The organism is Agrobacterium sp. DKPNP3, assembly GCF_052686535.1.
This window is the reverse complement of sequence record NZ_JBQYSN010000002.1, coordinates 1-23,098: the sequence shown is the minus strand read 5'-3', so window position 1 is coordinate 23,098 and position 23,098 is coordinate 1. Positions and strand designations below refer to the sequence as shown.

The window sequence follows — 23,098 nt, the reverse complement described above, 5'->3', positions numbered from 1 at the left end:
TTGGCGTGGCCGCCCAAGAAAGTCAACGCGAGTTTAATCGATTATATTGTTCGTGGGATCGTGAGTGCGGTAAGGTAGATGGCTGTTATGCCGCCCGAACTTGCGCCCGGCCTCAAGCCATGCCATCAAGTTTCTCTCCTCAATCCTGCCCCAGAAAATCATCGATGAACGACTTCATACCCTATGAAATCATAGAAGGCGATTATGACAAAGGCATGGTTCTTTTGGCGGACCATGCCATGAACCTCCTGCCGGCACACTACGGCAATCTTGGCCTTCCGCAAACCGCTTTTCATCGCCATATCGCATTTGATATCGGCATCGAGGGGTTGACCCGCTCCCTTGCGACGCGGCTCGGGGTTCCGGCCGTGCTCGGACGGTTCTCTCGCCTGCTGATCGATCCGAATCGCGGCGAGGACGACCCAACCCTCATCATGAAAATTTCCGATGGCGCGATCATTCCCGGTAACCATCCGATCTCCGACGAGGAGTGGCAGCGACGGATCGAGGTTTTTCATCGCCCCTATCATGATGCCGTGGATCGTGTGTTGACCGGTGTGGCGAAAGCTTCTGAAGAAGCGCCGCTTGTGCTGTCGCTGCACTCCTACACACCGTTCTGGAAAGAAACGCCGCGGCCGTGGCATGCAGCCGTTCTGTGGGATACCGATCACCGTGCGGTCGATCCACTTCTGGGGCATCTGCGCGCCACTGGCGACATTCTCGTGGGCGACAATGAACCCTATGACGGCGCGCTCAAGGGCGACACCATGTACCGCCATTGCATGATGAAGGGCATACCGCATGCGCTTCTTGAGGTGCGGCAGGACTTGATAGCGGACGAGCAGGGGATTGCCGAGTGGTCTGACCGGCTTGCTCCCATTTTCGCCGCAATGAACGACGATCCCGTCTTGCACGAGTATCAGCAATTTGCCTCTCGAACCGGCCCCTATTGAACGAGGAGTTCGCCATGACGACCGAAAACGAAAACGGGCAGATTGAGTTCGAGGCGGCCGCCTTCCGACGCCTCGTCAAGCATCTCCGTGAACGCCACGACGTGCAGAACATCGACCTGATGAACCTCGCAGGCTTCTGCCGCAACTGTCTTTCCAACTGGTACCGTGAAGCCGCCGAGGAGGCTGGCGTTCCGCTCAGCAAGGATCAATCCCGCGAAATCGTCTACGGCATGCCTTACGAGGATTGGAAAGACAAATACCAGGGCGAAGCAAGCGGCGACCAGAAAGTCGCTTTCGAGCAGAACCGGCCCAAGGAATAAGCCTTCGCTAACGGAAACGACTTGACGGAACGCCTTACAATGGGCAGTTCACAGGCCTGAATTTTGCTGCCGGCTGGCAGCGACCGGCGGGGACCTCGTCTGGTTGAAATGAACACAGCGCTCGCATGCGGGCCGCCAATAAAGGAATATACGATGGACGAAACCAGCACCACCGAAACAGTCGCCGCCGCAGAACTGCGTCAGTTCATCGAGCGTGTCGAGCGCCTCGAAGAAGAGAAAGCCGCCATTCAGGGTGATATCAAGGATGTGATGGGTGAAGCGAAGGGTCGTGGATACGATACCAAGGCGATCCGCACCATCATCCGCCTGCGCAAGAAGGACGCCAACGAGCGGATTGAGGAAGAAACGATTCTTCAGACCTATATGGCCGCGCTTGGCATGGAATGATCGGCTGAAACGACGTCAACGAAAAATCGCCGCTTTTGCGGCGATTTTTGTTTCGGCCTCAATCGAATTCACCCGCGGGTGCCCGCCAGTTTTTCGGAGAGATCGACAGCTTCCTTGCGGGCGTCCTTGTCCGCGGGATAAAGCGCCAGATACCGTTCCCATGCTTTCAGCGCCAGTTCGTCTCGCCCTGACGCTTCGAGAATATTGGCGAGGCTTGCGAGCGCAGGGAAATAGCGAGGCTCTTTTTCCAGCGTCAGGTTGATGTCTGCCATCGCCTTGCGGGTGTCGCCATCGGCGAAGTGAACCATGGCGCGGCGATAGGGCGCCTGCACATAGTCGGGATCAAGCAAAACAACCTGGTCGAGAAAATCGTAAGCGGCGGCGTTGCGCTTTTCGTCGGCAGCTTCACCTGCCCATTGCATCAGGAGATTGATCGTCGCGCTGCCAGAATCATTCCATTCGGCGGCGATCTGGTTGGCGATGCTGCGCGCCTTGACCGCATTTCGTTCTTTTTTCAGCGACGCGAAAAGCGTGTCGATGGTCTTTGCCGGAGATGGCGCCGATTCGGCAGTAGTGGCTGGTTTTCCGTCTGCCGCATAGGCAACAGCAGCCGTTCCCGCAAAGGCAAGGCTTGAGAGCAGAAAGCCCTGAGCAAGAATAACAGCGGTGCAAAAACGATTTGGGCGCATAGGTTAAAGCTTAACCCGGCTGCGCCCAATATCAAATGCAAACTTCTGAACTGTCAACAATGTGATCCACGACATCGTCGCGAACCGCAGTCGTGGTCAATCAGCCCTGACGAGCCTTGAAGCGCGGGTTCTGCTTGTTGATGATGTAGACGCGGCCCTTGCGGCGAACCAGGCGGTTATCGCGATGACGGGCCTTAAGCGCTTTAAGCGAATTCTTGATCTTCATTTTACTGGTCCGCAGTTTTGCACGGTTTATGCCGTGCTATTCAAACAATCAAAAGCGCGCAACGGGGCGCGCTCTTTTCGGTTGGCAGGCAGATACCTGTTTGAGCCCTGCCTGTCAACACTTGCCCGTGTCTTTGCCTTAAAAGACTAGGCTTTTCCTGTGTGCAGAAGCTGCGTCACATGGCCCATCTTGCGGCCTGGCCGTGCTTCTGTCTTGCCGTAGAGATGCACGAGACAGTCTTTTTTCGACAGCCATGTCGGCACGTCGTTGATGTCGTCGCCGATCAGGTTGGTCATGATGCAGTCGGAATGGCGTTCCGTGCTGCCGGGGTGAAGGCCCGACACGGCACGAATGTGCTGCTCGAACTGGGAGATCACACAGGCCGCCTCCGTCCAGTGGCCGGTATTATGGACGCGCGGCGCCATTTCATTGGCGACCAGCGAACCGTCAGGCAGCACGAAGAACTCAATGCCGATGACACCCACATAATCGAGCGCGGCAAGAAGCTTTTCTGCCGATTGAACGGCGAGAGCCTTCGCGGCGTCTGACAGTGCCGCCGGAACGGTCGACGTGTGCAGGATGCCGTTCAGATGGACGTTCTCGGCCGGATCGTAACAGGTGACGGTGCCGTCCTGGAAACGGGCGGCGATCAAAGAGATTTCCCGCTCGAAGGCTACGAAGCTTTCCAGGATCAGCGGCACGCCGCCGAGCGCCGCAAAGGCGCCTGCGGCGTCTTCGCCGCCCCGGAAAAGACGCTGCCCCTTGCCGTCATAACCCATGCGGCGAGTCTTCAGCACGCCTTTATCACCAAAGGCGGCCAAGGCTGCTTCCAGTTCTTCCTGGCTATCCACGGCGCGGAAATCGGCGGTGGGAATGCCGCAGTTGTTGAGGAAGCGCTTCTCCGTCAACCGATCCTGCGAGGCGCTGAGCGCTTTTGCAGGCGGGTAGACCGGCACGGAGAGGCTGAGTTTTTCAGCCGCTGTAACCGGGACATTTTCAAATTCGTAAGTGACGACATCGCAACGGCTTGCGAGTTCCGCAAGCGCCGTCGCGTCATCATATGCCGCAACGATCTGATCGTTGCAGACTTGCGCTGCCGGACAATCCGCCTGCGGCTCCAGCACGATGGTCCGGTGGTTGAGACGCGCGGCGGCCATCGACAGCATGCGGCCAAGTTGCCCGCCGCCGATGATGCCGATGGTGAGATTGGTGGTCTTTGCCATGGCGTCTGTCGTCACTGGGCGCTGTCCATGGGATATTCCGCGACGGCGGCCGATTGGCGCGCGCGCCAGGCATCCAGCCGGTCGGCCAGATCTTCATCGCTGAGCGCAAGCACTGCTGCGGCAAGAAGTGCGGCATTGATCGCGCCAGCCTTGCCGATGGCAAGCGTGCCTACGGGGATGCCGGCGGGCATCTGCACGATGGAATAGAGGCTGTCCTGACCGGACATGGTCTTGGACTGAACCGGAACACCAAAAACAGGCAGCGGGGTCATGGCTGCGGTCATGCCCGGCAGATGGGCGGCGCCGCCCGCACCCGCGATGATGACCTTGAAGCCTTCGTCCTTCGCGCCATTGGCGAAGTCATAAAGCCGGTCGGGCGTGCGGTGGGCGGAAATGATACGGGCTTCGTATTCTATGTCGAGCGCATCCAGCGTGTCGGCGGCGTTCTTCATGGTCTCCCAGTCGGACTGGCTGCCCATGATGATGGCGACGGGGGGCGTTTCTGCTGTCACGTAATCTCTCCGGCTCAGGCGATGATATCGGGAATGACCTGGTCTTCAAGCTGGGTCATCTTGTCCTTGACCGCCAGCTTTTTCTTCTTCATGCGCTGGATTCTCAGCGCATCGCAGCTGGTCTGGATCATCGCGTTGATTGCCGCGTCGTAATCCTCATGCTCCTGGCGCAGACGCGCCAGCGTGAGCCTGATGTCCGCCTGGTCCTGATCGGGCATCTCGTCATCCCCATTTTATGCCGCCGGATCGGCTCCGGCGTGTCTCTGATCGTAAACGAGCCTCTATCATCAAATCGCGGTAACGGGAAGTTATCCCTTGCGACCAAATTGCCCACTTATTGCCTTCATTTCGCCTTCGACAAGCGGCGCGATCCGTGTCACATTGCCGTCGTAAACCTGAAACTCCAGCGATGGAGAGCTGGAGGTAGGTTCAAAAAGGAAGGACGTGCCGCATGACCATTCAGGCTCATATTGCATCGCTCGAAAAGAAACACGGTGCTCTGGAGGAGGAGCTCGAAAGTATTCTTGCTTCCCCGTCGTCTGACGATAAAGAGATCGCGGACCTTAAACGTCGAAAACTGCGCCTGAAGGATGAACTCCAGAGGCTCAAGGCCTCAACAAGGCATTAATTTTGCCGGAGCACCGATCCTCGATGAACGAAGGGTCGGTGGTCTGAGCCTTCAAGCCCTGGCGGCCCAACCGGCTTCCAGGGCTTTTTATTGCGCGGTTCAGAATGGCAGCCCGTCCCATAACAGCTTCAGCGCCGCAATCAGCGCCATGGAATACATCAGCGGGTAAAAGACCGACGGTTTCAGATATTTGACGACCCGTGCGCCGGCTAGCGTCGCCACCATTGCCACCGGCAGCAGGCTCGCCGATGTCTTGAGGTTGGTGGCATCAAGTGCGCCGAGCGCAAAATAGGGAATGAGCTTGATTGCGTTCATGATGGCGAAGAAGCGCACGCTCATGCCGGTATAGGTCTTCGGGTCGAGCTTCAGCGGCAGCACGTAAATCTGGAAGGGCGGTCCCCCCGCATGTGCCACGAAACTGGCATAGCCGGAGAGAGATGACCAGAGTGTGGCAGCCGCAGGTCTTTGCGGCTTGGCTGGGATTTCCTGGCCATTGCGGCTTTTGAAGCTCTCATAGAAATACCGCAGCACGAACAGGATCGTGACCGAGGCGACGACGAGGCGCATGGCGTCGGCGGATACGAGGCTCGACGTCGCCCAGCCGAGCGCGATGCCGGCGATGGCGCCGGGGAGCATGATGAGCAGCGTTTCCCGGTGGTTATGATGCCGCCAGGCCCACAGCGCCACGAGATCCATGACGATCAGGATCGGCAGGAAGATTGCCGCTGCCTGCACGGGTGAAACGGCAAGCGCCATCAAAGGTACGCCCATGAGCGCCAATGCGCCGCCAAGACCTCCTTTGGAAAGGCCGACGAGGACGACTGCGGGAATGGCGACGAGATAAAAATGAAAATCGGTCAGCATGGATGGACGGTTGATCCTTTCGCCGGTCCGGTTTATCGGATTTGTCATATGAAAACGAGTGCAGATTGCGCAGCAAGCGTCTTCTGTCTGAAATGGACGAACCGATGACCCCAGTTGAAGATCGTTGCCGCCTTGTCCTCATCGTTCCGCAGATGGACGATGCGCAAAAGCAGGCGACCGCGGTGGAGGAGGCGTTGCGGGGCGGCGACGTCGCATCCGTTATCATTCCGCAATATGGTCTGGATGACGCTGCTTTCCAGAAACGTGCCGAACTGATCGTGCCCGTCGTGCAGAAGGCCGGTGCAGCAGCGCTTATCGCGGGCGATAGCCGTGTTGCCGGCCGGGTGAAGGCGGACGGGCTGCATGTTATCGGCAATGGCGAGGCGCTTGCGGAGGCCGTGGAAAAATTCACGCCGAAGCTGATCATCGGCGGCGGCAATGCGGATGATCGTCACAAAGCTCTTGAGCAGGGCGAGGCCAACCCTGACTACGTGTTTTTCGGAAAGCTGGAGGGCGATATCAAGCCTGAGGCACACCCGAAAAATCTGGCGCTTGGCGAGTGGTGGGCGTCGATGATCGAAATTCCTGCCATTGTCATGGGCGGGACCGACCTGTCCTCGGTTGTTGCCGTGGCAGAAACCGGTGTGGAGTTTGTGGCGATGCGCAGCGCCGTTTTTGACAATGCCGGCGGTGCGGCCCAGGCGGTTTTGGAAATCAACGCCCTGCTTGACGAAAAAGCGCCACGGTTTGACGGTTGATACAGGCCATGATCATGCGCTCGCTTCCACGCTGCCTTTCCGTTTCGCTGCTGGCGCTCGCTTTCGGCGGGCCGGCGGGTGTCGTGTTTGCCCAGTCCGGGCCGCAGAGCGAAAGCAACGCGCTTTCCCGCCAGCTGGAAAATGAGGCGCAGCCGACCCGGCAGGGCCGGGTGCAATCCGAAGAACAAAAGGACCTGCAGCCCTCCGCGGGTGTGAATGTCTATCAGCGGATGGGCGCTGAGTTACCGGCACTGCCGCCGGAGAAGGAATTCAAGGGCCGGGTGGATGAGGCCTATGGCCATTTTCAGCGTGGCGAATATGTTCAGGCGCTCGACAAGGCGCTGACCCGCGCGCAGAGCGGCGACGCAGCGGCCCAGACACTGGTTGCCGAAATGATGTCGCGCGGCCTTGGCATCGCACGCGACGAGAAAACCGCTGCCTTCTGGTACCAGCAGGCGGCAGAGGGCGGCGACCCCGTCGCCATGTTCAAATTTGCGCTGATCCTGATGGAGGGCAAGTTCGTCACGCGCGACAAGGCAAAGGCTGACGATTACATGCGGCGGGCGGCGGAAGCCGGCAACGCCTCTGCCCAGTTCAACTGGGGCCAGATTCTGGTTTCGGAAAATCCGGGCGCCAAGGGTCTGCTGATGGCCTTGCCGTTTTATGAAAAATCCGCCGAGCAGGGGATTGCAGACGCTCAATATGCGGTATCGCAGATCTACTGGTCAGTGAAAGACGTGCCTGCGGATAAGAAAGCCAAGGCACGCGACTGGCTGATGCGTGCGGCAAAGGCTGGATATGACACCGCTCAGGTCGATCTCGGCATCTGGCTGGTCAATGGTTTCGGCGGTGAACGCAATCTGGATGAGGGCTTCCGCTGGCTTTATGGCGCGGCGCAGCGCGGCAATATCGTTGCGCAAAATAAGGTCGCGCATCTTTACGTACAGGCGCTTGGCACTCGGCCGGACCCCATCGAGGCCGCCAAATGGTACGTGCTTTCCCGCCGTGCGGGCCTGAAGGATCCGAAGCTGGAAGACTTCTATCTCGGCATCACCGACGAGCAGCAGAAAAAGGCGATTGAGGCGGCAAATCGTTTCCGCCCGAGCTGATGCTGCCGTTGCGACACAACGTTCGGGCTTTTTACCTTGAATTTCCGCGCGTTTTGTGGTCTTGAACCGCAAACTTTCAATTCATGAAAATAATGACGTGCCGGCCCGGCGAGCTTCCGGTCGGTTCGCAAGCTTTCCAGGAAACAACATCGATGGCCCGTTCAGCCCTTCTCAATGTCATGGTTCAGGCCGCCATCAAGGCGGGTAAGTCTTTGTCGCGTGACTTCGGTGAAGTGCAGAACCTTCAGGTTTCGGTCAAGGGACCGAGCGATTTCGTCTCCCAGGCAGACCTGAAAGCTGAAAAGATCGTGCGCGAAGAGCTGATGAAGGCTCGCCCGACCTATGACTTCCTGGGTGAGGAAGGCGGCGAGGAAAAGGGCACAGACGGCGCGCATCGCTGGATCGTTGATCCGCTTGATGGCACCACTAATTTCCTGCACGGCATTCCGCATTTCGCAGTTTCCATCGCGCTGGAGCGTAACGGCGAGATTGTCGCTGGCGTGATCTTCAACCCGGCGACCGATGAACTCTACACGGCCGAGCGTGGCGGTGGCGCATTCCTTAATGATCGCCGCATCCGCGTTGCCGCGCGCAAGGCCCTGACGGATTGCGTCATTGGCTGTGGCGTGCCGCATCTCGGTCGCGGCAACCACGGCAAGTTCCTGGTGGAACTTCGCCATGTCATGGGTGAGGCTGCCGGCATCCGCCGTATGGGTGCTGCGTCGCTCGATCTCGCCTACGTCGCAGCAGGCCGCCTCGACGGTTACTGGGAGGCCGACCTCTCGCCATGGGACATGGCTGCCGGTCTGGTGCTGATTCGCGAAGCTGGCGGCTTCGCCTCCGACATCAAGGGCGGCTCTGATATCTTCGGAAGCGGGACTGTGGCTGCCGGTAATGAATATATCCACAAGGCGCTCGTTGAAGTCGCAAATCGGCCCATTCCCGGCCGTTGATTGATTTCAACGGAAACTCCTTGATTTCTTCAGGTTTGGGACGCCCGGCGGGTCATCGCCGGGCGTTTTTGGTTCGCGTTACCCGCGCCCGGCTTTTTTTCATGAAATGCCTGTGACGAAAGACGGGCTTTTCGCTTCAAATCGTCGCAATTTTCAAATAGCTTTCCGCTGGATAGGTGACCATAGGGAATGCGAACGTTATGGCGGATTCGGAGCGGCTCGATCTTGGTGCCGAGAAACCGGTGATCACACGGGAATATAGCCACAAGCTGTCCAGTCCCACGCCGTTTCTCTGGACGATGGTTCTGTTTCTGGTCCTTGTAGGCTTTCTGGCGGCCATTCTTTACAGGCAGGCACACACGGCCTTCATGACCAATCCCGGTCTTAACGGCTTCATTCTTGGCGTGCTTGTCATCGGCATCATCTTGGTTTTTACCCAGACGATGAGCCTGCGCTCCGAAGTCAGCTGGTTCAACGCCTTCCGCGCCGCCGGTAGTGTCGACAAGGTGGGCCGCGCGCCGAAACTGCTGGCGCCAATGAGCACGCTGATCGGCAAGCGCGGAGAAACCCGGCTTTCCACCGTCACGCAGCGGACAATCCTTGATTCCATTGCGACGCGACTCGATGAATCACGCGACACCTCGCGCTACCTTGTCGGCCTGCTGGTATTTCTGGGTCTGCTCGGCACCTTCTGGGGGCTGATTGGGACAATTGGCGCCATCAGCAACGTCATTCAGTCACTCGACCCGAGCGCGGGTGACAGCAATGATATTCTCGGCTCCCTCAAGGCTGGTCTCACCGCGCCCCTGTCCGGCATGGGAACCGCATTTTCCTCATCGCTCCTGGGCCTTTCCGGCTCGCTCATTCTCGGTTTCCTTGATCTGCAGGCGGGCCGGGCTCAGAACCGATTCTACACGCAGCTCGAAAACTGGCTCTCGTCAGTAACAGATACCTCCGCTGAAGGCCCGAGGGAGTTCAAGGGTGAACCCGGCGCGGTTGTCAGCACCGAGCGTTCGCTGGCGGCCATGACCAGCCTAGCCGAAGGCATCCAGGGTCTTGTGAAGAACATGCGTAGCGAACAGCAGATGTTGCGTGACTGGATCGAGGCACAGCAAGAGGAATCGAAATCGCTCCGCCGCACGCTCGACAGGCTGTCGGCGCGGATCGATAGTGAGTCAAAATCCCCCGGACGCACCCGGCACGATAACGGGAGCGAGTAGCCATGGCGCTCGCGCGCAACCGCCGCCGCGACAGGGGCGTAGATTACTGGCCGGGTTTCGTCGATGCGCTCTCGACGCTGCTGATGGCCATCATGTTTTTGCTGACGGTCTTTGTGCTGGCGCAGTTCGTGTTGTCGCGTGAAATTACCGGCAAGGACGAGGTGTTGACCCGCCTCAACAGCCAGATAGCCGAGTTGACCGAACTTCTGGCGATGGAAAAAGGTAACAAGCAGGATGTCGAGGATGCGCTGGCGAGCCTGCAGTCCACGCTCGCAGCGTCCGAAAATGAGCGTTCGCGCCTCCAGGCGTTGCTCGATGCCGGCTCTGGCAGCAATGCGAGCGCCAACGCCCGCATTGGCAGTCTGACAGGCGAGTTGGACGAACAGCGGCAGGCCAATTCCCGCGCCTCGGCACAGATTGAATTACTGAACCAGCAGATCGCGGCACTGAGAGCGCAGATCGCCTCGGTCGAAGCGGCGTTGCAGGCGTCGGAGGCCAAGGATGCGTCGTCTCAAGTCAAGATCGCCGATCTCGGCCGACGCCTGAACGTGGCTCTTGCCCAGCGCGTGCAGGAACTGAACCGTTATCGCTCTGACTTCTTCGGGCGTCTGCGTGAAATCCTGTCGGATCGCGAAAACATTCGCATTGTCGGCGACCGGTTCGTCTTCCAGTCGGAAGTTCTCTTTCCCTCGGGGGGGAATGAACTCAATCCGGAAGGGCAGGCGGAGATGGCTAAGCTCGCCACGGCGCTGCTCGACCTCTCCAAGGAAATTCCGGCCGAGATCAACTGGGTTCTGCGCGTCGATGGCCATACGGATAATGTTCAGCTGTCTGGATCAGGCCGTTACCGGGACAATTGGGAGCTTTCCTCCGCGCGTGCGACATCGGTCGTAAAATTCCTGATCTCCAGGGGGGTTCCGGCGAACCGGCTGGTTGCTGCCGGCTTTGGCGAAAATCAGCCGATCGCGGAAGGTGATTCGCCTGAAGCACGTCAGCAGAACCGCCGGATCGAACTCAAGCTGACTGAACGCTGAATCGCGATTCCGCCATGGCGATTGCCTTTCGGCGAAACTGAACTTACGTTCGCGTAAAAGTAATTCCGTCATATCTGGGAGGGGCTGATGGAACGTTACGATGTGATCGTTGTTGGGGCGGGGCTATCCGGGCTGGTGGCGGCAACCGAGGCGGCTGAGCGCGGTTTCCGCGTTTGCGTGTTGGATCAGGAGGGCGAGCAGAACCTTGGGGGGCAGGCCTTTTGGTCGCTCGGCGGTTTGTTCTTCGTTGATAGTCCGGAGCAGCGGCGGATGCGCGTTCGCGACAGCCTCCATCTTGCGCGGCAGGACTGGTTTGGGTCGGCCGGTTTTGATCGCCCTGAGGATCATTGGCCGCGCCGTTGGGCGGAGGCCTATCTTGATTTCGCCGCCGGTGAAAAACGCGCGTGGCTGCATCGCATGGGCATGCGCTGGTTTCCCATTGTGGGTTGGGCCGAGCGCGGCGGTTCTCTGGCGGATGGTCACGGCAATTCCGTGCCGCGTTTTCATGTCACGTGGGGCACCGGCCCCGGTGTCCTGGCACCCTTCGTGAAGAAAGCGAGGACAATGGCGGCGAGCGGTCGATTGAGTTTTCGCTTTCGCCATCAGGTTGATCGGTTGGAATTCACGGATGGCCGCATAACGGGCGTTTCCGGGGTCGTGCTTGTCGCTGATCCGGTTCTTCGTGGCCAAAAAAGCAGCCGCAATGCCGAGGGAGATTTCCGCCTTTCTGCCGCTGCAGTCATCGTCAGTTCTGGTGGCATCGGCGGCAATCAGGAACTGGTACGGCGCAATTGGCCGGTCGAGCGGCTTGGCAGTCCACCCGAAGAGATGGTGTGCGGTGTGCCTGCCCATGTGGATGGTCGCATGATCGGTGTCACCGAGCTCGCGGGCGGCGCCGTCATCAACCGAGATCGCATGTGGCACTATACCGAGGGCGTGAAAAATCATCATCCGATCTGGCCGAACCACGGCATCCGAATTCTCCCCGGGCCATCGTCCTTCTGGTGCGATGCGGATGGCAACCGGCTTGATGCTCCCGCCATGCCGGGCTTCGATACGCTTGGCACGCTGAAGATGCTGGGACAGCGTGGCAGCAGCCACAGCTGGTTCATTTTGACCAAGGCGATCATCAAGAAGGAATTCGCGCTCTCAGGCTCCGAGCAAAATCCTGATCTGACGGGCAAGGATGTGCGGCTGCTGCTGAGGCGGTTGGGCAAGGACCCGCCGGGTCCGGTGCGGGCATTTATGGAGCGGGGCGAAGACTTTGTCGTTCGCGAAACGCTGGAAGAGCTGGTGGCGGGAATGAATGCCATCGGCGGCAATAGGCTCGATACTGATCACATCCGCCGACAGATTGAAGCCCGTGATCGGGAGATCGAAAACGGCTTCGGCAAGGACGCGCAGGTGACGGCGATCCATGGTGCCCGACGTTACCTCGGTGACCGCCTGATGCGAACGGCCAAGCCGCACCGGCTGCTCGACCCGGCCATGGGCCCGCTGATCGCCGTGCGACTGCATGTGCTGACGCGCAAGACGCTTGGTGGGCTGCACACCGACCTCGAAGCGCGGGTGCTGGATGTTGTGGGCCAGCCGGTGCCGGGTCTCTATGCCGCCGGCGAAGCGGCAGGTTTCGGCGGCGGCGGCATGCATGGCTACAATGCGCTGGAAGGCACATTCCTTGGCGGCTGCCTGTTTTCGGGCCGCGTTGCGGGGCGCAGCGTCATGTGTTGAGGTTACGCCTGCGCGCGCAGATCCTCAGGCCCGGTCTGGAATTGCAGCCTGGCAAGCCGCGCATAAAGGCCGTTTTGGCGAATGAGGCTCTGATGCGTGCCTTCCTCAATGATACGGCCTTCGTCCATCACCAGAATGCGGTCGGCCTTCAGCACGGTGGCGAGGCGATGGGCGATGACGAGGGTGGTGCGGGTCTTCATCAGCTCGTCAAGCGCCTTCTGTACCAGCGTTTCGCTTTCTGCATCGAGTGCCGAGGTGGCCTCGTCCAGAAGCAGGATCGGCGCATTGCGCAGGATGGCGCGGGCTATGGCGATACGCTGGCGCTGGCCGCCGGAAAGGGTCACGCCACGTTCGCCGACCTGGGTATCATATCCGTCGGTCATGCGTTCGATGAAGCTGTCGGCCTGCGCGGCAATCGCGGCGGCCCGAACTTCCTCACGGGTTGCGTCAGGTTTTCCAAAGGCGATATTGTCGTGGATGGATGAGGCGAATATCGCCACATCCTGGGGCACGATTGAAAGACGCGCGCGCAGATCGGCAAGGGTAACATCACGGATGTCAATGCCATCAACGGTGATACGCCCGTGCTGCGGATCGTAGAAGCGCATCAATAGGGAAAAGACGGTGCTTTTGCCTGCACCTGATGGCCCGACGATCGCAACGGTTTCGCCGGTGCTGACCTTGAAGGAAAGGCCGGAGACGATTGGCCGTCCGGTTGCGAGCGGATAGCTGAAATCGACATTTTCGAATTGTGCCTCCCCGCGTGGCGGCTGCGGCATGGTGAGGGGTGCCGCAGGCTCGGCGACTGGCGAGCGCTCAGTCAGCAGTTCGGAAAGGCGTTCGGCTGCACCTCCCGCCTGTGCCAGTTCCCCCCAAACCTCTGACAGCTGACCAAGACCGCTGGCGGCGATAACCGAATAAAGAACAAACTGCCCGAGGGTACCCGCGGTCATGCTTCCTGAGAGGACGCTCTGCGCGCCGTACCAGAGAATACCAACCACGCTTCCAAAGACGAGTGTAATGGCGACCGCGGTGAGAATCGAACGCGCGCCAATCGCAGCGCGAGCGCCCTGGTAGGCGGCTTCCACAGAGGCGCCGTAACGGGCATTTGCCAGTGCCTCGGCGTTGAAGGATTGCACGGTCCGGCTTGCTCCAATCGTTTCGGACGCATAGGCGGCGGAATTCGCCAACGTATCCTGCGTCGTGCGCGAGCGGGCGCGGACCGATCGTCCGAAGGCGATCAGCAGAAAAACAATGAAGGGGATGGCAAGGAGCGCAAGCCCGGAGAGACCGGGGCTGGTATAGATCATCATCACCACAGCACCACAGCACATGATGATGTTGCGAAGGGCAACGGATGCCGACGAGCCGAACGCCGATCGAATCTGCACCGTGTCTGCCGTCAACCGCGACGTGAGCTCACCGGACCTGTTGGCATCGAAGAACTGCTGCGAGAGGGTCGTGAGATGCGCAAAGACATCATGACGAAGATCGGCAACGACCCTCTCACCAATCGTCATGACGTAGTAGTAGCGCATGGCGCTGGCGAGCGCGAGGATGACGGCGATTGCCAGGAGCATGGCGAAATAGCTGTTGATCATGCCGCCATCGGGTGTCTGGAAACCGTGATCGATAATTCGTCGTACGGCGAGCGGCAGGGCCAGGGTCGTCGCGGAGGACAGCACAAGCGCAAAAAGCGCTGCAGCCACCAGCCCGCGATACCGCCTGAGATAGGGAAAGAGGCTGAGAAGCGGCTTCAGGCTTCTTTGTTTTGCCGCTTTCTGCGCTTCAATGTCTGCCACGCTGTGTGCTCCTCATTACGCCTTTCGCGCGTCATATTGGACGGGTTTTTCCCTCCGGGGTTAAAAATCCTGTCCCTGCGGCCATCTCCCTTCACAAGGGGATAGCAGGCTCTTGTTATCTCGGCGACCTTCATGTATAGGCTCCGCATCAAATTGGGAAGCCATAGCCCATCTGGACTATGGCTTCATTTATTGAATTGGCTCAGTTGACGCAATTGCGGCAAATGGACCGCACGTCACTTAACCAGGAAGATTGTCATGAAGGCTGATATCCATCCCGATTATCACACGATCAAGGTGGTCATGACCGATGGCACCGAATACGAAACCCGCTCTACCTGGGGTTCGGAAGGCGCCGTCATGAACCTTGAAATCGACCCCAAGTCCCATCCGGCATGGACGGGCGGCAACCAGCAGCTTATGGACCGCGGTGGTCGCGTTTCCAAGTTTAACAAGCGTTTCGGCGGCCTCGGCCTCTGATCCCTTGCGAACAGATCGTTTGAAAAAGCCCGGTTTAACCGGGCTTTTTTGTTGCCGGAATCCGGACATTTCGATCAGAAAAGACCTGAAAACAAAAAAAGCAGGTCTGGAGAGACCTGCTTTTCAAAGCATCTGGATAATGTCGATTTATCAGTTGATCGTGAAAGCCGTGCGTAGAAGGTTGAGCTGTGCCTGGACGCTGTTCTCGTTGTCCGGCACCTTGGCGGCTTCGGACGGGCGATAGATTTCGCGGTCAAGCAGGGCAACCCGGTTCTGCAGGCGCAGCGAACGCTCGATCAGATCACGGAAGGATTCCGGCAGGTCGTTCCAGCCTGGCGCATTCCGGTCAACATTGAAGCTGTCGAGGCGTACCTTGTTCTTTTCACTCAGAACCTGGTCGCGCGTCATTTCGCCATTGTTGACGGCGCGCTGCAGAAGAAGCCACGATGCCATCTGCATCAGTCGCGTTGTAAGACGCATCGATTCTGCAGCATAAAGAACTGACGCCATACGTGGCAGAACCTTGGAAGCGGTGCGGCCTGCACCGTCGAGATAGCTGGCCGTTTCCTCGACCAAGGTCATGCCTTCGGTATAGAGGGTCTTGAACTGGTTGGAAGCAGCCGCGCGACCCGCAAAGCTTATGGTATTTAAAACCTGTTCTGACATTTCTTTAAATCCCTGCTCACGCACCACACTGTCAGGCAACGACGATCCGGATATTTTGTTCCGGCCTTTAGTGTTTTCAGGATCGTATCTTTACCTGAAATGCGCAAGGCAATTATTAAAGAAGGGTTAATACCCACAGTTTTACCAAATAGGATGCACGGCAAAAAAAGAGCCGCGAAAGCGGCTCTCAAGGTAAAACAGGGAGAAAAATCAGACCAATTCGCCGTATGGAGAAGATGCCTGAGGTCCAGAAGAACTGGACATGTATAGTAATCTCTCAGAAAGCTTAATTTTTGGTTAATGGTAAACGAAAGACTGCACCGGAATCACTGGTCTGATTAATCTTGATCTCGTAGAAATCCAACTTGAGCTTCCTGCTGGCGAAGTTGCAGACGACTCGTCACGAGCGAAACAGGTTCTCCGCCGCCTCCCTGCCGGCAGACTTCTTCTTTTTCTCGTCTTCGAGTCGGGCAATCTCCGCCTGCAGAATTTCGATGCGATTGCTCAATTCATCCACCGATAGAAGGCTGAGATCGCTGCCGATCTCGTGTGCTCGCGGCTTCTGCGGACGATCATCATCAAAGAGGCTCATATGCCTGCTCCTTTTTCAACATAGCCGTCCCCTTCCTCAGGATATTGCGGTGCGCGGGGATCGAGCGCAATACTTTCCGGCGTCACCAGCGGCGAGGGTGTTGTCGGCATCATCGTTGAGAAATTGTCTTTTTCGTCGGTCGAAAGAGCGGCACGTCTGCGGCTTCTGATGATGGCGTAGGCGGTGATCAAGACGTGAGCGAGGGCGGTGACAAAGAAGAGGGCGTAGGGCCCGGAATAGGTCATGACCGCACCGCCGAGCGTCGGCCCGATGATTGTGCCAATGCCGTAAAGCAGAAGCAGGCCGCCCGACACCTTAACGAAATCCTGTGACGCCGCAAAGTCATTGGCATGGGCGACGGCAATGGGATAGAGCGCATTTGCTGCGGCGCCATAAATGGCAATCATCGGGATGAGGACATAAACGTTGTGCGGTTGGACCGCCGCAACGGAGAGACCGGCAACCGCGCCGAGGCCGGCGAGGCCCGCCAGGACATAACGCCGGTCAATCCTGTCGGAAAGGCGTCCGGCCGGAAATTGTGCGAGCGCGCCGACGAAGATTGTGACCGAAACCATGATCGCGATCATGGTCGGATCGAGACCGGCCCTGGCGCCGAAGACGGCGCCCAGCGTGCCGTACGCACCGTTGGCGATGCCGATCATCAGGATGCCGACGAAGGAGACGGGTGAGTTGCGGTAAAGAGCGGGCAGATCCAGCTTGACCTTTTGCAATGGCTGGGGGCTGGCGGCCTTCGAGAGTGTCGCTGGCAAGATCGCGATGCAATAGATGATGCCGCATATCATGAACAGCGACGTATTGCTGACATCGCCCATCGGCACGATCATCTGACCCGCGACGACGCCGAGCAGGGTGATGGCAATGTAAAGCGAAAAGATCATGCCGCGGCTCTCATTGGTCGCGCGTTCGTTCAGCCAACTCTCAATGATCATGGAGGTGCCGGCGGTGCAGAAGCCGGTAAGCGCGCGCAACGTGATCCACCAGATGTCATCGACGATCAGGCCGGTCATCAGGACTGTCAGGCACACCAGTGCGACAAAAGAGGCGAACGCCCGCACATGTCCCGCGCGGCGAACGATGGCCGGGGCGACGAAGCAACCGATGACAAAGCCCGCCGCCCAGGACGTGCCGAGGAAACCGAGGATTTCGTTGGAATAACCCTCCGCCGAACCGCGCACCGGCAGCATGAGACCCTGAAGGCCGTTACCGAGAAAAAGAAACAGAGTGCTGGATAAAAGAGCGAATACAGGTAGAAGATTTCTGCTCATAAAGTCACTCTCATGCGTTCGTACGGACAGCCGACAAGCCAATCAACCGGGGTCACCCGAATGAGTTGCACTCTTCTGGTGAACGGTAAAAATGTCCAGCCTGTGACGATGCAGAAATAAAGAAAAGGCTCAATAAATGACGAAGGCGATCGGCCTTTTTTTACTGCTGGCCATGCTGGTTCAGATCATTCGGCCTCTGGGCCTGCCGGGCCTCAAGAAAAGGGGTGATTGCTGGAAGATTGCGGTTGCCGCTTTTGTCATCTGGTCGGCGACGCTACTCTTGCGGCCCTAGGCCTTCATTAACGCCATATCGCTCTAAAGAAAAAGCCGCCCCGGGAGGCGGCTTCTTTTATGGTATGTCTGCGGCGGAAGCCTCAGGCTGCCTTTTCGAGTTCCTGTTTCCAGCTGCCCTTGGCGGCGAGGCTGTTCATGGCGGCGCGATGCGTGAAGGCACGCTGGCCGGCAGCGACGTTCTCCTGCTTGCCGCCCCACGTCTTGAGAGCGGTATCCTGAAGGGCGCGGCCATACGAATAGGTGAGCGACCACGGCAGGTCGTAACCGGAATTCATGGCGGAGAGGTGGGCCGTCGCTTCTTCCGATGATTGGCCGCCGGAAAGGAAGGCAATGCCCGGAACGGCTGACGGCACAGTTGCTTTCAGCACCTTCACGGTTCTTTCCGCCACTTCTTCAACCGAAGCCTTGCGGGCCTTTTTGCCGTCGATGATCATGTTCGGCTTCAGGATCATGCCTTCAAGGTTGACGCGGGCGTCGAACAGGTCTGCAAAGACGGTCTGGAGAACCCATTGCGTGACTTCTGCACAGCGGTCGATGTCATGCGTGCCCGGTTCGCCATCCATCAGCACTTCAGGCTCCACGATCGGAACGATATCCGCCTGCTGGCAGAGCGCGGCATAACGGGCGAGAGACTGGGAGTTGGCCTTGATCGAACCCCAGCTCGGACGCTGCTCACCGATGGTGATGACGCCGCGCCACTTGGCGAAACGCGCGCCGGCTTCGTGATACTTGCGCAGGCGCTCGTAAAGACCATCAAGGCCTTCTGTAATGAATTCATACGGGTGGAAGGCCATCGGCTTGGCGCCGATATCCACCTTGATGCCCGGCAGGCTGCCCGCGGCCTTGATGATGTCAACGAACGGCGTGCCGTCGGCGGCCTTCTGGAACAGGGTCTCTTCGTAAAGGATAACGCCGGAGATGTATTTCTTCATGGCGTCTTCGGAGCGGAACAGCATCTCGCGATAGTCGCGGCGCGAGGTTTCAGTCGATTCCAGGTTGATGCTGTCGAAACGCTTCTTGATCGTTCCCGTGGATTCGTCGGCGGCGAGCAGGCCTTTGCCGTCGGCGACCATTTTGATTGCGATGTCTTCGAGACGTTCGGTCATTTGCTATTCTCCCAAGGCACAATAAATTCCCGATAACAGAAGTTCCAGGGCAGGGAAATGGCACGCTAACTCATTGAAACGATTGAAATGATTTCAATCGTTTGAAACTTTTCCTCCGCGCGCACTTACCAAAAGACAAGGCCGGACAAGCATGGCTTGTCCGGCCTTGTGTCAGGCAAGTGAGATAAGTTTACTTGGCGGCGGTCAGTATGGCAACGCCCGGCAGTTCCTTGCCTTCCATCCATTCCAGGAACGCGCCGCCGGCGGTCGAGATATAGGAGAAATCGTCCGATACGCCCGCATGGTTCAACGCAGCGACGGTATCGCCTCCACCGGCGACGGAGATGAGCTTGCCGGCTTTGGTGCATTCGGCTGCATGTTTCGCCGCAGCCACGGTTGCTGCATCGAAGGGCTCGATTTCGAATGCGCCGAGCGGGCCGTTCCAGACGAGGGTTTCGGCGCGGGAAATCCAGGCCTTGATGCTTTCAACGGATTTTGGGCCCACATCGAGAACCATGGCATCGGCCGGAATAGCGTTGATATCGACGGTTTCGTTAGCGGCACCCGCCTTGAACTCGCGCGCGACAACGCCATCTTCCGGCAGCACGATGGCGCAGCCGGCCGTCGCCGCTTCGATCATGATATGTTTTGCGGTTTCGGCCAGATCATGCTCGCAAAGAGACTTGCCGACATTTGTCCCGCGCGCGGCGAGAAACGTGTTGGCCATGCCGCCGCCGATCACGAGGGCATCGACCTTTTTGACGAGGTTCATCAAGAGATCGATCTTGCTCGAAACCTTGGCGCCGCCGACGATGGCAACCACGGGGCGAACAGGCTGGCCCAGGCCTTTTTCCAACGCCTCGAGTTCGGCCTGCATAGTGCGGCCGGCATAGGCAGGCAGATGACGCGCCAGCCCCTCGGTCGAGGCATGGGCGCGGTGGGCCGCGGAAAAGGCGTCGTTGACGTAGATATCGCCATTTGCTGCGAGCGCCTCGACGAAAGCGGGATCGTTCTTCTCTTCGCCCTTATGAAAACGGGTGTTTTCCAGAAGCAGGATGTCGCCGTCATTCATTTTTGCAACGGCGTCTGCCGCCGGTGCGCCGACGCAGTCGCTTGCGAAGGAAACGGCATGGTCCAGCACGTCTTCAACGGCGGGCACGATCTGCGAGAGCGACATCTCGGCGACCGGCTCGCCCTTTGGACGGCCAAAGTGGGCGAGCAGGATGACTTTGGCGCCCTTTGAAGACAGCTCCAGGATAGTCGGCGCGACGCGCTCGATCCGGGTCGCGTCCGTCACCTTGCCATCTGCGACCGGCACGTTGAGATCAACGCGTACAAGAACGCGCTTTCCGGCAATGTCGTTGAGGTCGTCGAGGGTCTTGAAAGCGGGCATGGGTCGATCCTGATTTGTTGCGAGTTCGGCAGGGAACATACTATGCCTGAATGCCGACGCAAGTCGGTCAACCCTCATTTTCTCTCACGGTATTGGGAGGCGCAGGCACGTTTTCCTGGTGGTCCTGAAGGCGTGGCTGGCGCCTGCGCGCCACGTATTCCCGAACGCGATTGAGGATTTCCGAGAAGCTGATGAAGATCGGGAGACTGGTTGCCGGCTCAACCGGTTCAAGCGAAATTCCGACGCCGGTGATCGCCTCATGTTCGTCCAGCGCCCGCACGATCAGAACGATGGAGCCAAGACGGACCCGATCGGCATAATCAGCCTTGCCGGCAAGGCGTGCCTCGATCAATTCCGCGACGCTCATCGCCTGCTCGGTAGGCGACAGCAAACCGGGACCATAGGCTGCGTCCAGTTCTTTTGCTGGGCGGGTGGGCGAGATCGCGAATGTGCCGAAGAAATCGGCATCGTCATCTGCAACGGGCAGGGCGCTGGCAAACAGCCGGTCGATCAGCCGGGAGTAACCAGGCGCTATGAAGAGATAAACGAGGTCGTTTTCACGCAGCCGCCCGGCATATTGGTAGCGGATCGACTTGCCGTCGCGCACGACGAGTGAAGGCATCGCCCAGCGCGGAATGCGCTCCCCCTGCATGATGGCACTGCCTCTGGCGACGCGATAGGAAATCAGTTCGTGATTGGCCGTGCCGGGAAGGTCTACCTCCAGCTTGTCCACTTCCCCCATGCGCGGCGGCACGATAAGCCCCAGCCGTGTCGCCACCGGCTTGATGGTCCAGCCCTGCACGAGAAGCGATACCAGCACGATGATGAAGGCGGCATTGAAATAGATCTGCGCATCATCAAGCCCGCCAAGAATTGGCATGATGGCAAGCAGGATCGAGACCGCGCCGCGCAAGCCAACCCAGGCGACGAAGGATGTTTCCTGTTGCGTGTAGTTGAAAGGCATGAGGCTCAGCCAAACGGCGAGGGGACGGGCGACGAAGATCAGGAACAGCGCCAGCAGGATGGCTGGAATCGCGATTGCTGGAAATTGCGACGGCGTCGCAAGCAGGCCGAGCATCAGGAACATGATGATCTGGGCAAGCCATGTCAGCCCCTCGTGGAAGCGACGGATGGTTTCCTTGGCAAAGATCCTGCGATTGCCGGCGACGATGCCGGCGACATAGACCGCCAGAAAGCCGCTGCCGCCAATCGTGCCGGTGAAGGAAAACACGAGGAGCGCCAGGGCTAGCACGAATATCGGCGCCAGTCCGCGGTCGGCGGCGAAACGGTTGACGACGGTGGCGATCATGAGGCCGCCCAGCACGCCGAAGATCACGCCGAGCCCCATTTCCTCAAAAAAAAGCAGCAGAAAACCGCTGTCGATACCGGAGAGGCCCTGTCCTTTGGCGATGATCTCGACCAGGGCGACTGTGAGGAAGATGGCCATCGGATCGTTTGTGCCGGATTCGACTTCCAGCGTCGAGCGCACCTGGTCGCGAATGTGGATACCGCCGATGCGCAGTAGAAAAAAGACCGCTGCCGCATCGGTTGAGGCGACGATAGCGCCAAGCAGCAGGCCTTCGAGCCAGGAGAGCCCGAGCAGCAGGGCGGCCGCGCCTGCAAAGAAGACGGATGTCAAAATGACGCCGACCGTAGCAAGCGCCATTGCCGGCGCCGCGGAGAGTCGGAAAGACTGGACCGACGTGCCAAACCCGGAGTCGAACAGGATGACGGCGAGCACCAGCGAACCGAGCATATAAGCGAGAGGGTTGTTGGTGAATTCAATACCGAGACCGTCCACACCCGCCGCGAGTCCAATCACAAGGAAGAGCAGCAGCAGCGGCGCACCGAAACGGTAGGCGATCAGGCTCGAGAAGGCAGCGACGAGGACAAGAACAGTTGCCACCAGCAACAGAAGATAAAATGATTCCACGTTCACCGCCTCTTTCACGCCGCGCTGGCCGCTGCAATGATTGCTCTGCACGTTCGCAGTCAATGCGCCACGGGTTGCGATCTGTCAGCGCTTGTTCGGCGGCGTTGAAAGGTGACGCAAGGCGGGGTGTATCGAAAGATACGGCAGGGCCGAAGTGCATTGCGCACGACCGTTATCCCTGCGTCACTTGTCCGTTTCAAAATGGACCAGACAAAGGCAGGAACTTGAAAACTTGGCGGCACTTGAGAGGAAAAATCCGGAAATAAAAAATCCGGCAGGATTGCTCCCGCCGGACCTGCATTGATTGAAGATTATTCGTTAGATTGTCTTCGCGAAGGCGACGGCCGTGTCCGACATACGGTTGGAGAAGCCCCACTCGTTGTCGTACCAGGACAGAACGCGCACGAAATTGCCTTCCATGACCTTGGTCTGGTCATTGGCGAAGATCGACGAATGGCTGTCGTGGTTGAAGTCGCGCGAAACCAGCGGCTCGTCCGTGTAGCCGAGGATGCCCTTCAGCTTGCCGTTGGCGGCGGACTTGATCGCTTCGTTGATTTCACCGACCGTGGTGGCGCGCTTGGCAATGAACTTGAAGTCCACGACCGAAACGTTGGGGGTCGGAACGCGGATCGACGTGCCGTCCAGCTTGCCCTTAAGGTGCGGCAGAACCAGACCAACGGCCTTGGCAGCACCGGTCGACGTCGGGATCATGGACAGGGCTGCGGCGCGAGCGCGGTACAGATCCTTGTGCATGGTGTCGAGCGTCGGCTGGTCGCCCGTGTAGGAGTGGATCGTGGTCATGAAGCCATGATCGATGCCAACGACGTCATCGAGAACCTTCACGACCGGCACCAGGCAGTTGGTGGTGCAGGAAGCATTGGAAATGACCAGATGGTCCTTCGTCAGCTGGTCGTCGTT

The 23,098-nt window shown here is 58.8% G+C and carries 26 protein-coding genes; 12 read left to right on the top strand and 14 right to left on the bottom strand.

Features of this window, described 5'->3' with window-relative positions; all coding sequences use genetic code 11:
- Window positions 1-164: 164 nt before the first annotated feature.
- The 3 genes from ACUTJJ_RS00880 (at window position 165) to ACUTJJ_RS00870 (ending at window position 1,681) form a co-directional block, all read left to right on the top strand.
- Window positions 165-953: an N-formylglutamate amidohydrolase gene (locus ACUTJJ_RS00880; RefSeq protein WP_063950353.1), complete on the top strand. Its 789-nt coding sequence runs from the start codon at window positions 165-167 to the stop codon at window positions 951-953.
- A 14-nt stretch (window positions 954-967) separates the two neighbouring features.
- Window positions 968-1,273 (top strand): DUF1244 domain-containing protein, encoded by a 306-nt coding sequence (locus tag ACUTJJ_RS00875; RefSeq protein ID WP_063950354.1) that lies wholly within the window; start codon window positions 968-970, stop codon window positions 1,271-1,273.
- Window positions 1,274-1,426: 153 nt separating this feature from the next.
- Window positions 1,427-1,681 carry a DUF2312 domain-containing protein gene (locus tag ACUTJJ_RS00870; protein ID WP_004445809.1) on the top strand — a complete coding sequence of 85 codons (255 nt, stop codon included), beginning with the start codon at window positions 1,427-1,429 and terminating at the stop codon, window positions 1,679-1,681.
- Between the two features lie 68 nt (window positions 1,682-1,749).
- Here the strand turns inward: ACUTJJ_RS00870 and ACUTJJ_RS00865 are convergent, their stop codons facing one another.
- The 5 genes from ACUTJJ_RS00865 to ACUTJJ_RS00845 form a co-directional block, all read right to left on the bottom strand.
- Entirely contained in the window at window positions 1,750-2,370 is a 621-nt protein-coding gene (locus tag ACUTJJ_RS00865) for a hypothetical protein (protein WP_445540999.1), read from the bottom strand.
- 100 nt (window positions 2,371-2,470) lie between these two features.
- Window positions 2,471-2,596, bottom strand: a complete 126-nt coding sequence (gene ykgO / locus ACUTJJ_RS00860; RefSeq protein ID WP_003497670.1) for a type B 50S ribosomal protein L36 — start codon at window positions 2,594-2,596, stop codon at window positions 2,471-2,473.
- 146 nt (window positions 2,597-2,742) lie between these two features.
- Complete coding sequence (locus ACUTJJ_RS00855; protein WP_445541052.1) at window positions 2,743-3,819, bottom strand: 5-(carboxyamino)imidazole ribonucleotide synthase; 1,077 nt, start codon at window positions 3,817-3,819, stop codon at window positions 2,743-2,745.
- An 11-nt stretch (window positions 3,820-3,830) separates the two neighbouring features.
- Window positions 3,831-4,298 carry a 5-(carboxyamino)imidazole ribonucleotide mutase gene (purE, locus tag ACUTJJ_RS00850; RefSeq protein ID WP_035236741.1) on the bottom strand — a complete coding sequence of 156 codons (468 nt, stop codon included), beginning with the start codon at window positions 4,296-4,298 and terminating at the stop codon, window positions 3,831-3,833.
- A gap of 47 nt (window positions 4,299-4,345) precedes the next feature.
- On the bottom strand, window positions 4,346-4,549 hold the full coding sequence (locus ACUTJJ_RS00845) for a YdcH family protein (RefSeq protein ID WP_003497661.1): 204 nt from the start codon (window positions 4,547-4,549) through the stop codon (window positions 4,346-4,348).
- A gap of 233 nt (window positions 4,550-4,782) precedes the next feature.
- Here ACUTJJ_RS00845 and ACUTJJ_RS00840 point away from each other — a divergent pair, with 233 nt between their 5' ends.
- Window positions 4,783-4,959, top strand: coding sequence for a YdcH family protein (locus ACUTJJ_RS00840; protein WP_006314700.1), 177 nt, complete (start codon window positions 4,783-4,785; stop codon window positions 4,957-4,959).
- A 99-nt stretch (window positions 4,960-5,058) separates the two neighbouring features.
- Here ACUTJJ_RS00840 and ACUTJJ_RS00835 read toward each other — a convergent pair whose 3' ends face one another.
- On the bottom strand, window positions 5,059-5,823 hold the full coding sequence (locus ACUTJJ_RS00835) for a sulfite exporter TauE/SafE family protein (protein WP_445540998.1): 765 nt from the start codon (window positions 5,821-5,823) through the stop codon (window positions 5,059-5,061).
- A 104-nt stretch (window positions 5,824-5,927) separates the two neighbouring features.
- Here ACUTJJ_RS00835 and ACUTJJ_RS00830 point away from each other — a divergent pair, with 104 nt between their 5' ends.
- From ACUTJJ_RS00830 to ACUTJJ_RS00805, 6 genes are all read left to right on the top strand, one after another.
- The gene (locus tag ACUTJJ_RS00830; protein ID WP_445540997.1) at window positions 5,928-6,581 is read left to right on the top strand and encodes a thiamine phosphate synthase; all 654 of its coding nucleotides are present in this window, start codon (window positions 5,928-5,930) and stop codon (window positions 6,579-6,581) included.
- Window positions 6,582-6,589: 8 nt separating this feature from the next.
- A complete protein-coding gene (locus ACUTJJ_RS00825) occupies window positions 6,590-7,690 on the top strand; it encodes a tetratricopeptide repeat protein (protein ID WP_296072897.1) in 1,101 nt (366 codons plus the stop codon).
- 152 nt (window positions 7,691-7,842) lie between these two features.
- A complete protein-coding gene (locus ACUTJJ_RS00820) occupies window positions 7,843-8,643 on the top strand; it encodes an inositol monophosphatase family protein (protein ID WP_063950519.1) in 801 nt (266 codons plus the stop codon).
- A 200-nt stretch (window positions 8,644-8,843) separates the two neighbouring features.
- Entirely contained in the window at window positions 8,844-9,863 is a 1,020-nt protein-coding gene (locus ACUTJJ_RS00815; RefSeq protein WP_445540996.1) for a flagellar motor protein MotA, read from the top strand.
- Between the two features lie 2 nt (window positions 9,864-9,865).
- On the top strand, window positions 9,866-10,897 hold the full coding sequence (locus tag ACUTJJ_RS00810; RefSeq protein WP_063950360.1) for a peptidoglycan -binding protein: 1,032 nt from the start codon (window positions 9,866-9,868) through the stop codon (window positions 10,895-10,897).
- Window positions 10,898-10,984: 87 nt separating this feature from the next.
- The gene (locus tag ACUTJJ_RS00805) at window positions 10,985-12,628 is read left to right on the top strand and encodes an FAD-binding dehydrogenase (protein WP_445540995.1); all 1,644 of its coding nucleotides are present in this window, start codon (window positions 10,985-10,987) and stop codon (window positions 12,626-12,628) included.
- 2 nt (window positions 12,629-12,630) lie between these two features.
- Here the strand turns inward: ACUTJJ_RS00805 and ACUTJJ_RS00800 are convergent, their stop codons facing one another.
- Window positions 12,631-14,430, bottom strand: a complete 1,800-nt coding sequence (locus ACUTJJ_RS00800) for an ABC transporter transmembrane domain-containing protein (protein ID WP_445540994.1) — start codon at window positions 14,428-14,430, stop codon at window positions 12,631-12,633.
- Window positions 14,431-14,688: 258 nt separating this feature from the next.
- On the opposite strand from ACUTJJ_RS00800, the gene rpmE reads away from it, so the two are divergent.
- Window positions 14,689-14,910, top strand: a complete 222-nt coding sequence (rpmE, locus tag ACUTJJ_RS00795) for a 50S ribosomal protein L31 (protein WP_003497640.1) — start codon at window positions 14,689-14,691, stop codon at window positions 14,908-14,910.
- A gap of 150 nt (window positions 14,911-15,060) precedes the next feature.
- On the opposite strand, the gene rcdA is transcribed toward rpmE, so the two are convergent.
- The 3 genes from rcdA to ACUTJJ_RS00780 all read right to left on the bottom strand — a co-directional run bounded on the left by rcdA (window position 15,061) and on the right by ACUTJJ_RS00780 (window position 17,454).
- Window positions 15,061-15,576: a protease adaptor protein RcdA gene (rcdA, locus tag ACUTJJ_RS00790; RefSeq protein ID WP_063950363.1), complete on the bottom strand. Its 516-nt coding sequence runs from the start codon at window positions 15,574-15,576 to the stop codon at window positions 15,061-15,063.
- Between the two features lie 400 nt (window positions 15,577-15,976).
- Window positions 15,977-16,168 carry a DUF1192 domain-containing protein gene (locus tag ACUTJJ_RS00785; protein WP_063950364.1) on the bottom strand — a complete coding sequence of 64 codons (192 nt, stop codon included), beginning with the start codon at window positions 16,166-16,168 and terminating at the stop codon, window positions 15,977-15,979.
- Window positions 16,165-17,454, bottom strand: coding sequence for an MFS transporter (locus ACUTJJ_RS00780; RefSeq protein ID WP_445540993.1), 1,290 nt, complete (start codon window positions 17,452-17,454; stop codon window positions 16,165-16,167). Before ACUTJJ_RS00780 ends, ACUTJJ_RS00785 begins: the two co-directional genes overlap by 4 nt.
- 136 nt (window positions 17,455-17,590) lie before the next feature.
- On the opposite strand from ACUTJJ_RS00780, the gene ACUTJJ_RS00775 reads away from it, so the two are divergent.
- Window positions 17,591-17,746, top strand: a complete 156-nt coding sequence (locus tag ACUTJJ_RS00775; protein WP_172801642.1) for a hypothetical protein — start codon at window positions 17,591-17,593, stop codon at window positions 17,744-17,746.
- A gap of 82 nt (window positions 17,747-17,828) precedes the next feature.
- Here ACUTJJ_RS00775 and ACUTJJ_RS00770 read toward each other — a convergent pair whose 3' ends face one another.
- The 4 genes from ACUTJJ_RS00770 to ACUTJJ_RS00755 all read right to left on the bottom strand — a co-directional run.
- Complete coding sequence (locus tag ACUTJJ_RS00770; RefSeq protein ID WP_445540992.1) at window positions 17,829-18,854, bottom strand: class I fructose-bisphosphate aldolase; 1,026 nt, start codon at window positions 18,852-18,854, stop codon at window positions 17,829-17,831.
- Window positions 18,855-19,044: 190 nt separating this feature from the next.
- Window positions 19,045-20,247 (bottom strand): phosphoglycerate kinase, encoded by a 1,203-nt coding sequence (locus ACUTJJ_RS00765; protein ID WP_063950520.1) that lies wholly within the window; start codon window positions 20,245-20,247, stop codon window positions 19,045-19,047.
- Between the two features lie 67 nt (window positions 20,248-20,314).
- Entirely contained in the window at window positions 20,315-22,180 is a 1,866-nt protein-coding gene (locus ACUTJJ_RS00760) for a potassium/proton antiporter (RefSeq protein ID WP_445540991.1), read from the bottom strand.
- 318 nt (window positions 22,181-22,498) lie between these two features.
- Window positions 22,499-23,098: type I glyceraldehyde-3-phosphate dehydrogenase (locus ACUTJJ_RS00755; RefSeq protein ID WP_445540990.1), on the bottom strand; the 600-nt coding region annotated here is incomplete at its 5' end.

Coding starts and splice junctions, on each gene's coding strand:
- ACUTJJ_RS00770 (WP_445540992.1), bottom strand. CDS start 18,854: ATGACCGAACGTCTCGAAGACATCGCAATCAAAATGGTCGCCGACGGC.
- ACUTJJ_RS00810 (WP_063950360.1), top strand. CDS start 9,866: ATGGCGCTCGCGCGCAACCGCCGCCGCGACAGGGGCGTAGATTACTGG.
- rcdA (WP_063950363.1), bottom strand. CDS start 15,576: ATGTCAGAACAGGTTTTAAATACCATAAGCTTTGCGGGTCGCGCGGCT.
- ACUTJJ_RS00840 (WP_006314700.1), top strand. CDS start 4,783: ATGACCATTCAGGCTCATATTGCATCGCTCGAAAAGAAACACGGTGCT.
- purE (WP_035236741.1), bottom strand. CDS start 4,298: ATGGGCAGCCAGTCCGACTGGGAGACCATGAAGAACGCCGCCGACACG.
- ACUTJJ_RS00825 (WP_296072897.1), top strand. CDS start 6,590: ATGATCATGCGCTCGCTTCCACGCTGCCTTTCCGTTTCGCTGCTGGCG.
- ACUTJJ_RS00855 (WP_445541052.1), bottom strand. CDS start 3,819: ATGGCAAAGACCACCAATCTCACCATCGGCATCATCGGCGGCGGGCAA.
- ACUTJJ_RS00880 (WP_063950353.1), top strand. CDS start 165: ATGAACGACTTCATACCCTATGAAATCATAGAAGGCGATTATGACAAA.
- ACUTJJ_RS00835 (WP_445540998.1), bottom strand. CDS start 5,823: ATGCTGACCGATTTTCATTTTTATCTCGTCGCCATTCCCGCAGTCGTC.
- ACUTJJ_RS00805 (WP_445540995.1), top strand. CDS start 10,985: ATGGAACGTTACGATGTGATCGTTGTTGGGGCGGGGCTATCCGGGCTG.
- ACUTJJ_RS00820 (WP_063950519.1), top strand. CDS start 7,843: ATGGCCCGTTCAGCCCTTCTCAATGTCATGGTTCAGGCCGCCATCAAG.
- ACUTJJ_RS00830 (WP_445540997.1), top strand. CDS start 5,928: ATGACCCCAGTTGAAGATCGTTGCCGCCTTGTCCTCATCGTTCCGCAG.
- ykgO (WP_003497670.1), bottom strand. CDS start 2,596: ATGAAGATCAAGAATTCGCTTAAAGCGCTTAAGGCCCGTCATCGCGAT.
- ACUTJJ_RS00780 (WP_445540993.1), bottom strand. CDS start 17,454: ATGAGCAGAAATCTTCTACCTGTATTCGCTCTTTTATCCAGCACTCTG.
- ACUTJJ_RS00815 (WP_445540996.1), top strand. CDS start 8,844: ATGGCGGATTCGGAGCGGCTCGATCTTGGTGCCGAGAAACCGGTGATC.
- ACUTJJ_RS00875 (WP_063950354.1), top strand. CDS start 968: ATGACGACCGAAAACGAAAACGGGCAGATTGAGTTCGAGGCGGCCGCC.
- ACUTJJ_RS00765 (WP_063950520.1), bottom strand. CDS start 20,247: ATGCCCGCTTTCAAGACCCTCGACGACCTCAACGACATTGCCGGAAAG.
- ACUTJJ_RS00785 (WP_063950364.1), bottom strand. CDS start 16,168: ATGAGCCTCTTTGATGATGATCGTCCGCAGAAGCCGCGAGCACACGAG.
- rpmE (WP_003497640.1), top strand. CDS start 14,689: ATGAAGGCTGATATCCATCCCGATTATCACACGATCAAGGTGGTCATG.
- ACUTJJ_RS00775 (WP_172801642.1), top strand. CDS start 17,591: ATGACGAAGGCGATCGGCCTTTTTTTACTGCTGGCCATGCTGGTTCAG.
- ACUTJJ_RS00870 (WP_004445809.1), top strand. CDS start 1,427: ATGGACGAAACCAGCACCACCGAAACAGTCGCCGCCGCAGAACTGCGT.
- ACUTJJ_RS00845 (WP_003497661.1), bottom strand. CDS start 4,549: ATGCCCGATCAGGACCAGGCGGACATCAGGCTCACGCTGGCGCGTCTG.
- ACUTJJ_RS00865 (WP_445540999.1), bottom strand. CDS start 2,370: ATGCGCCCAAATCGTTTTTGCACCGCTGTTATTCTTGCTCAGGGCTTT.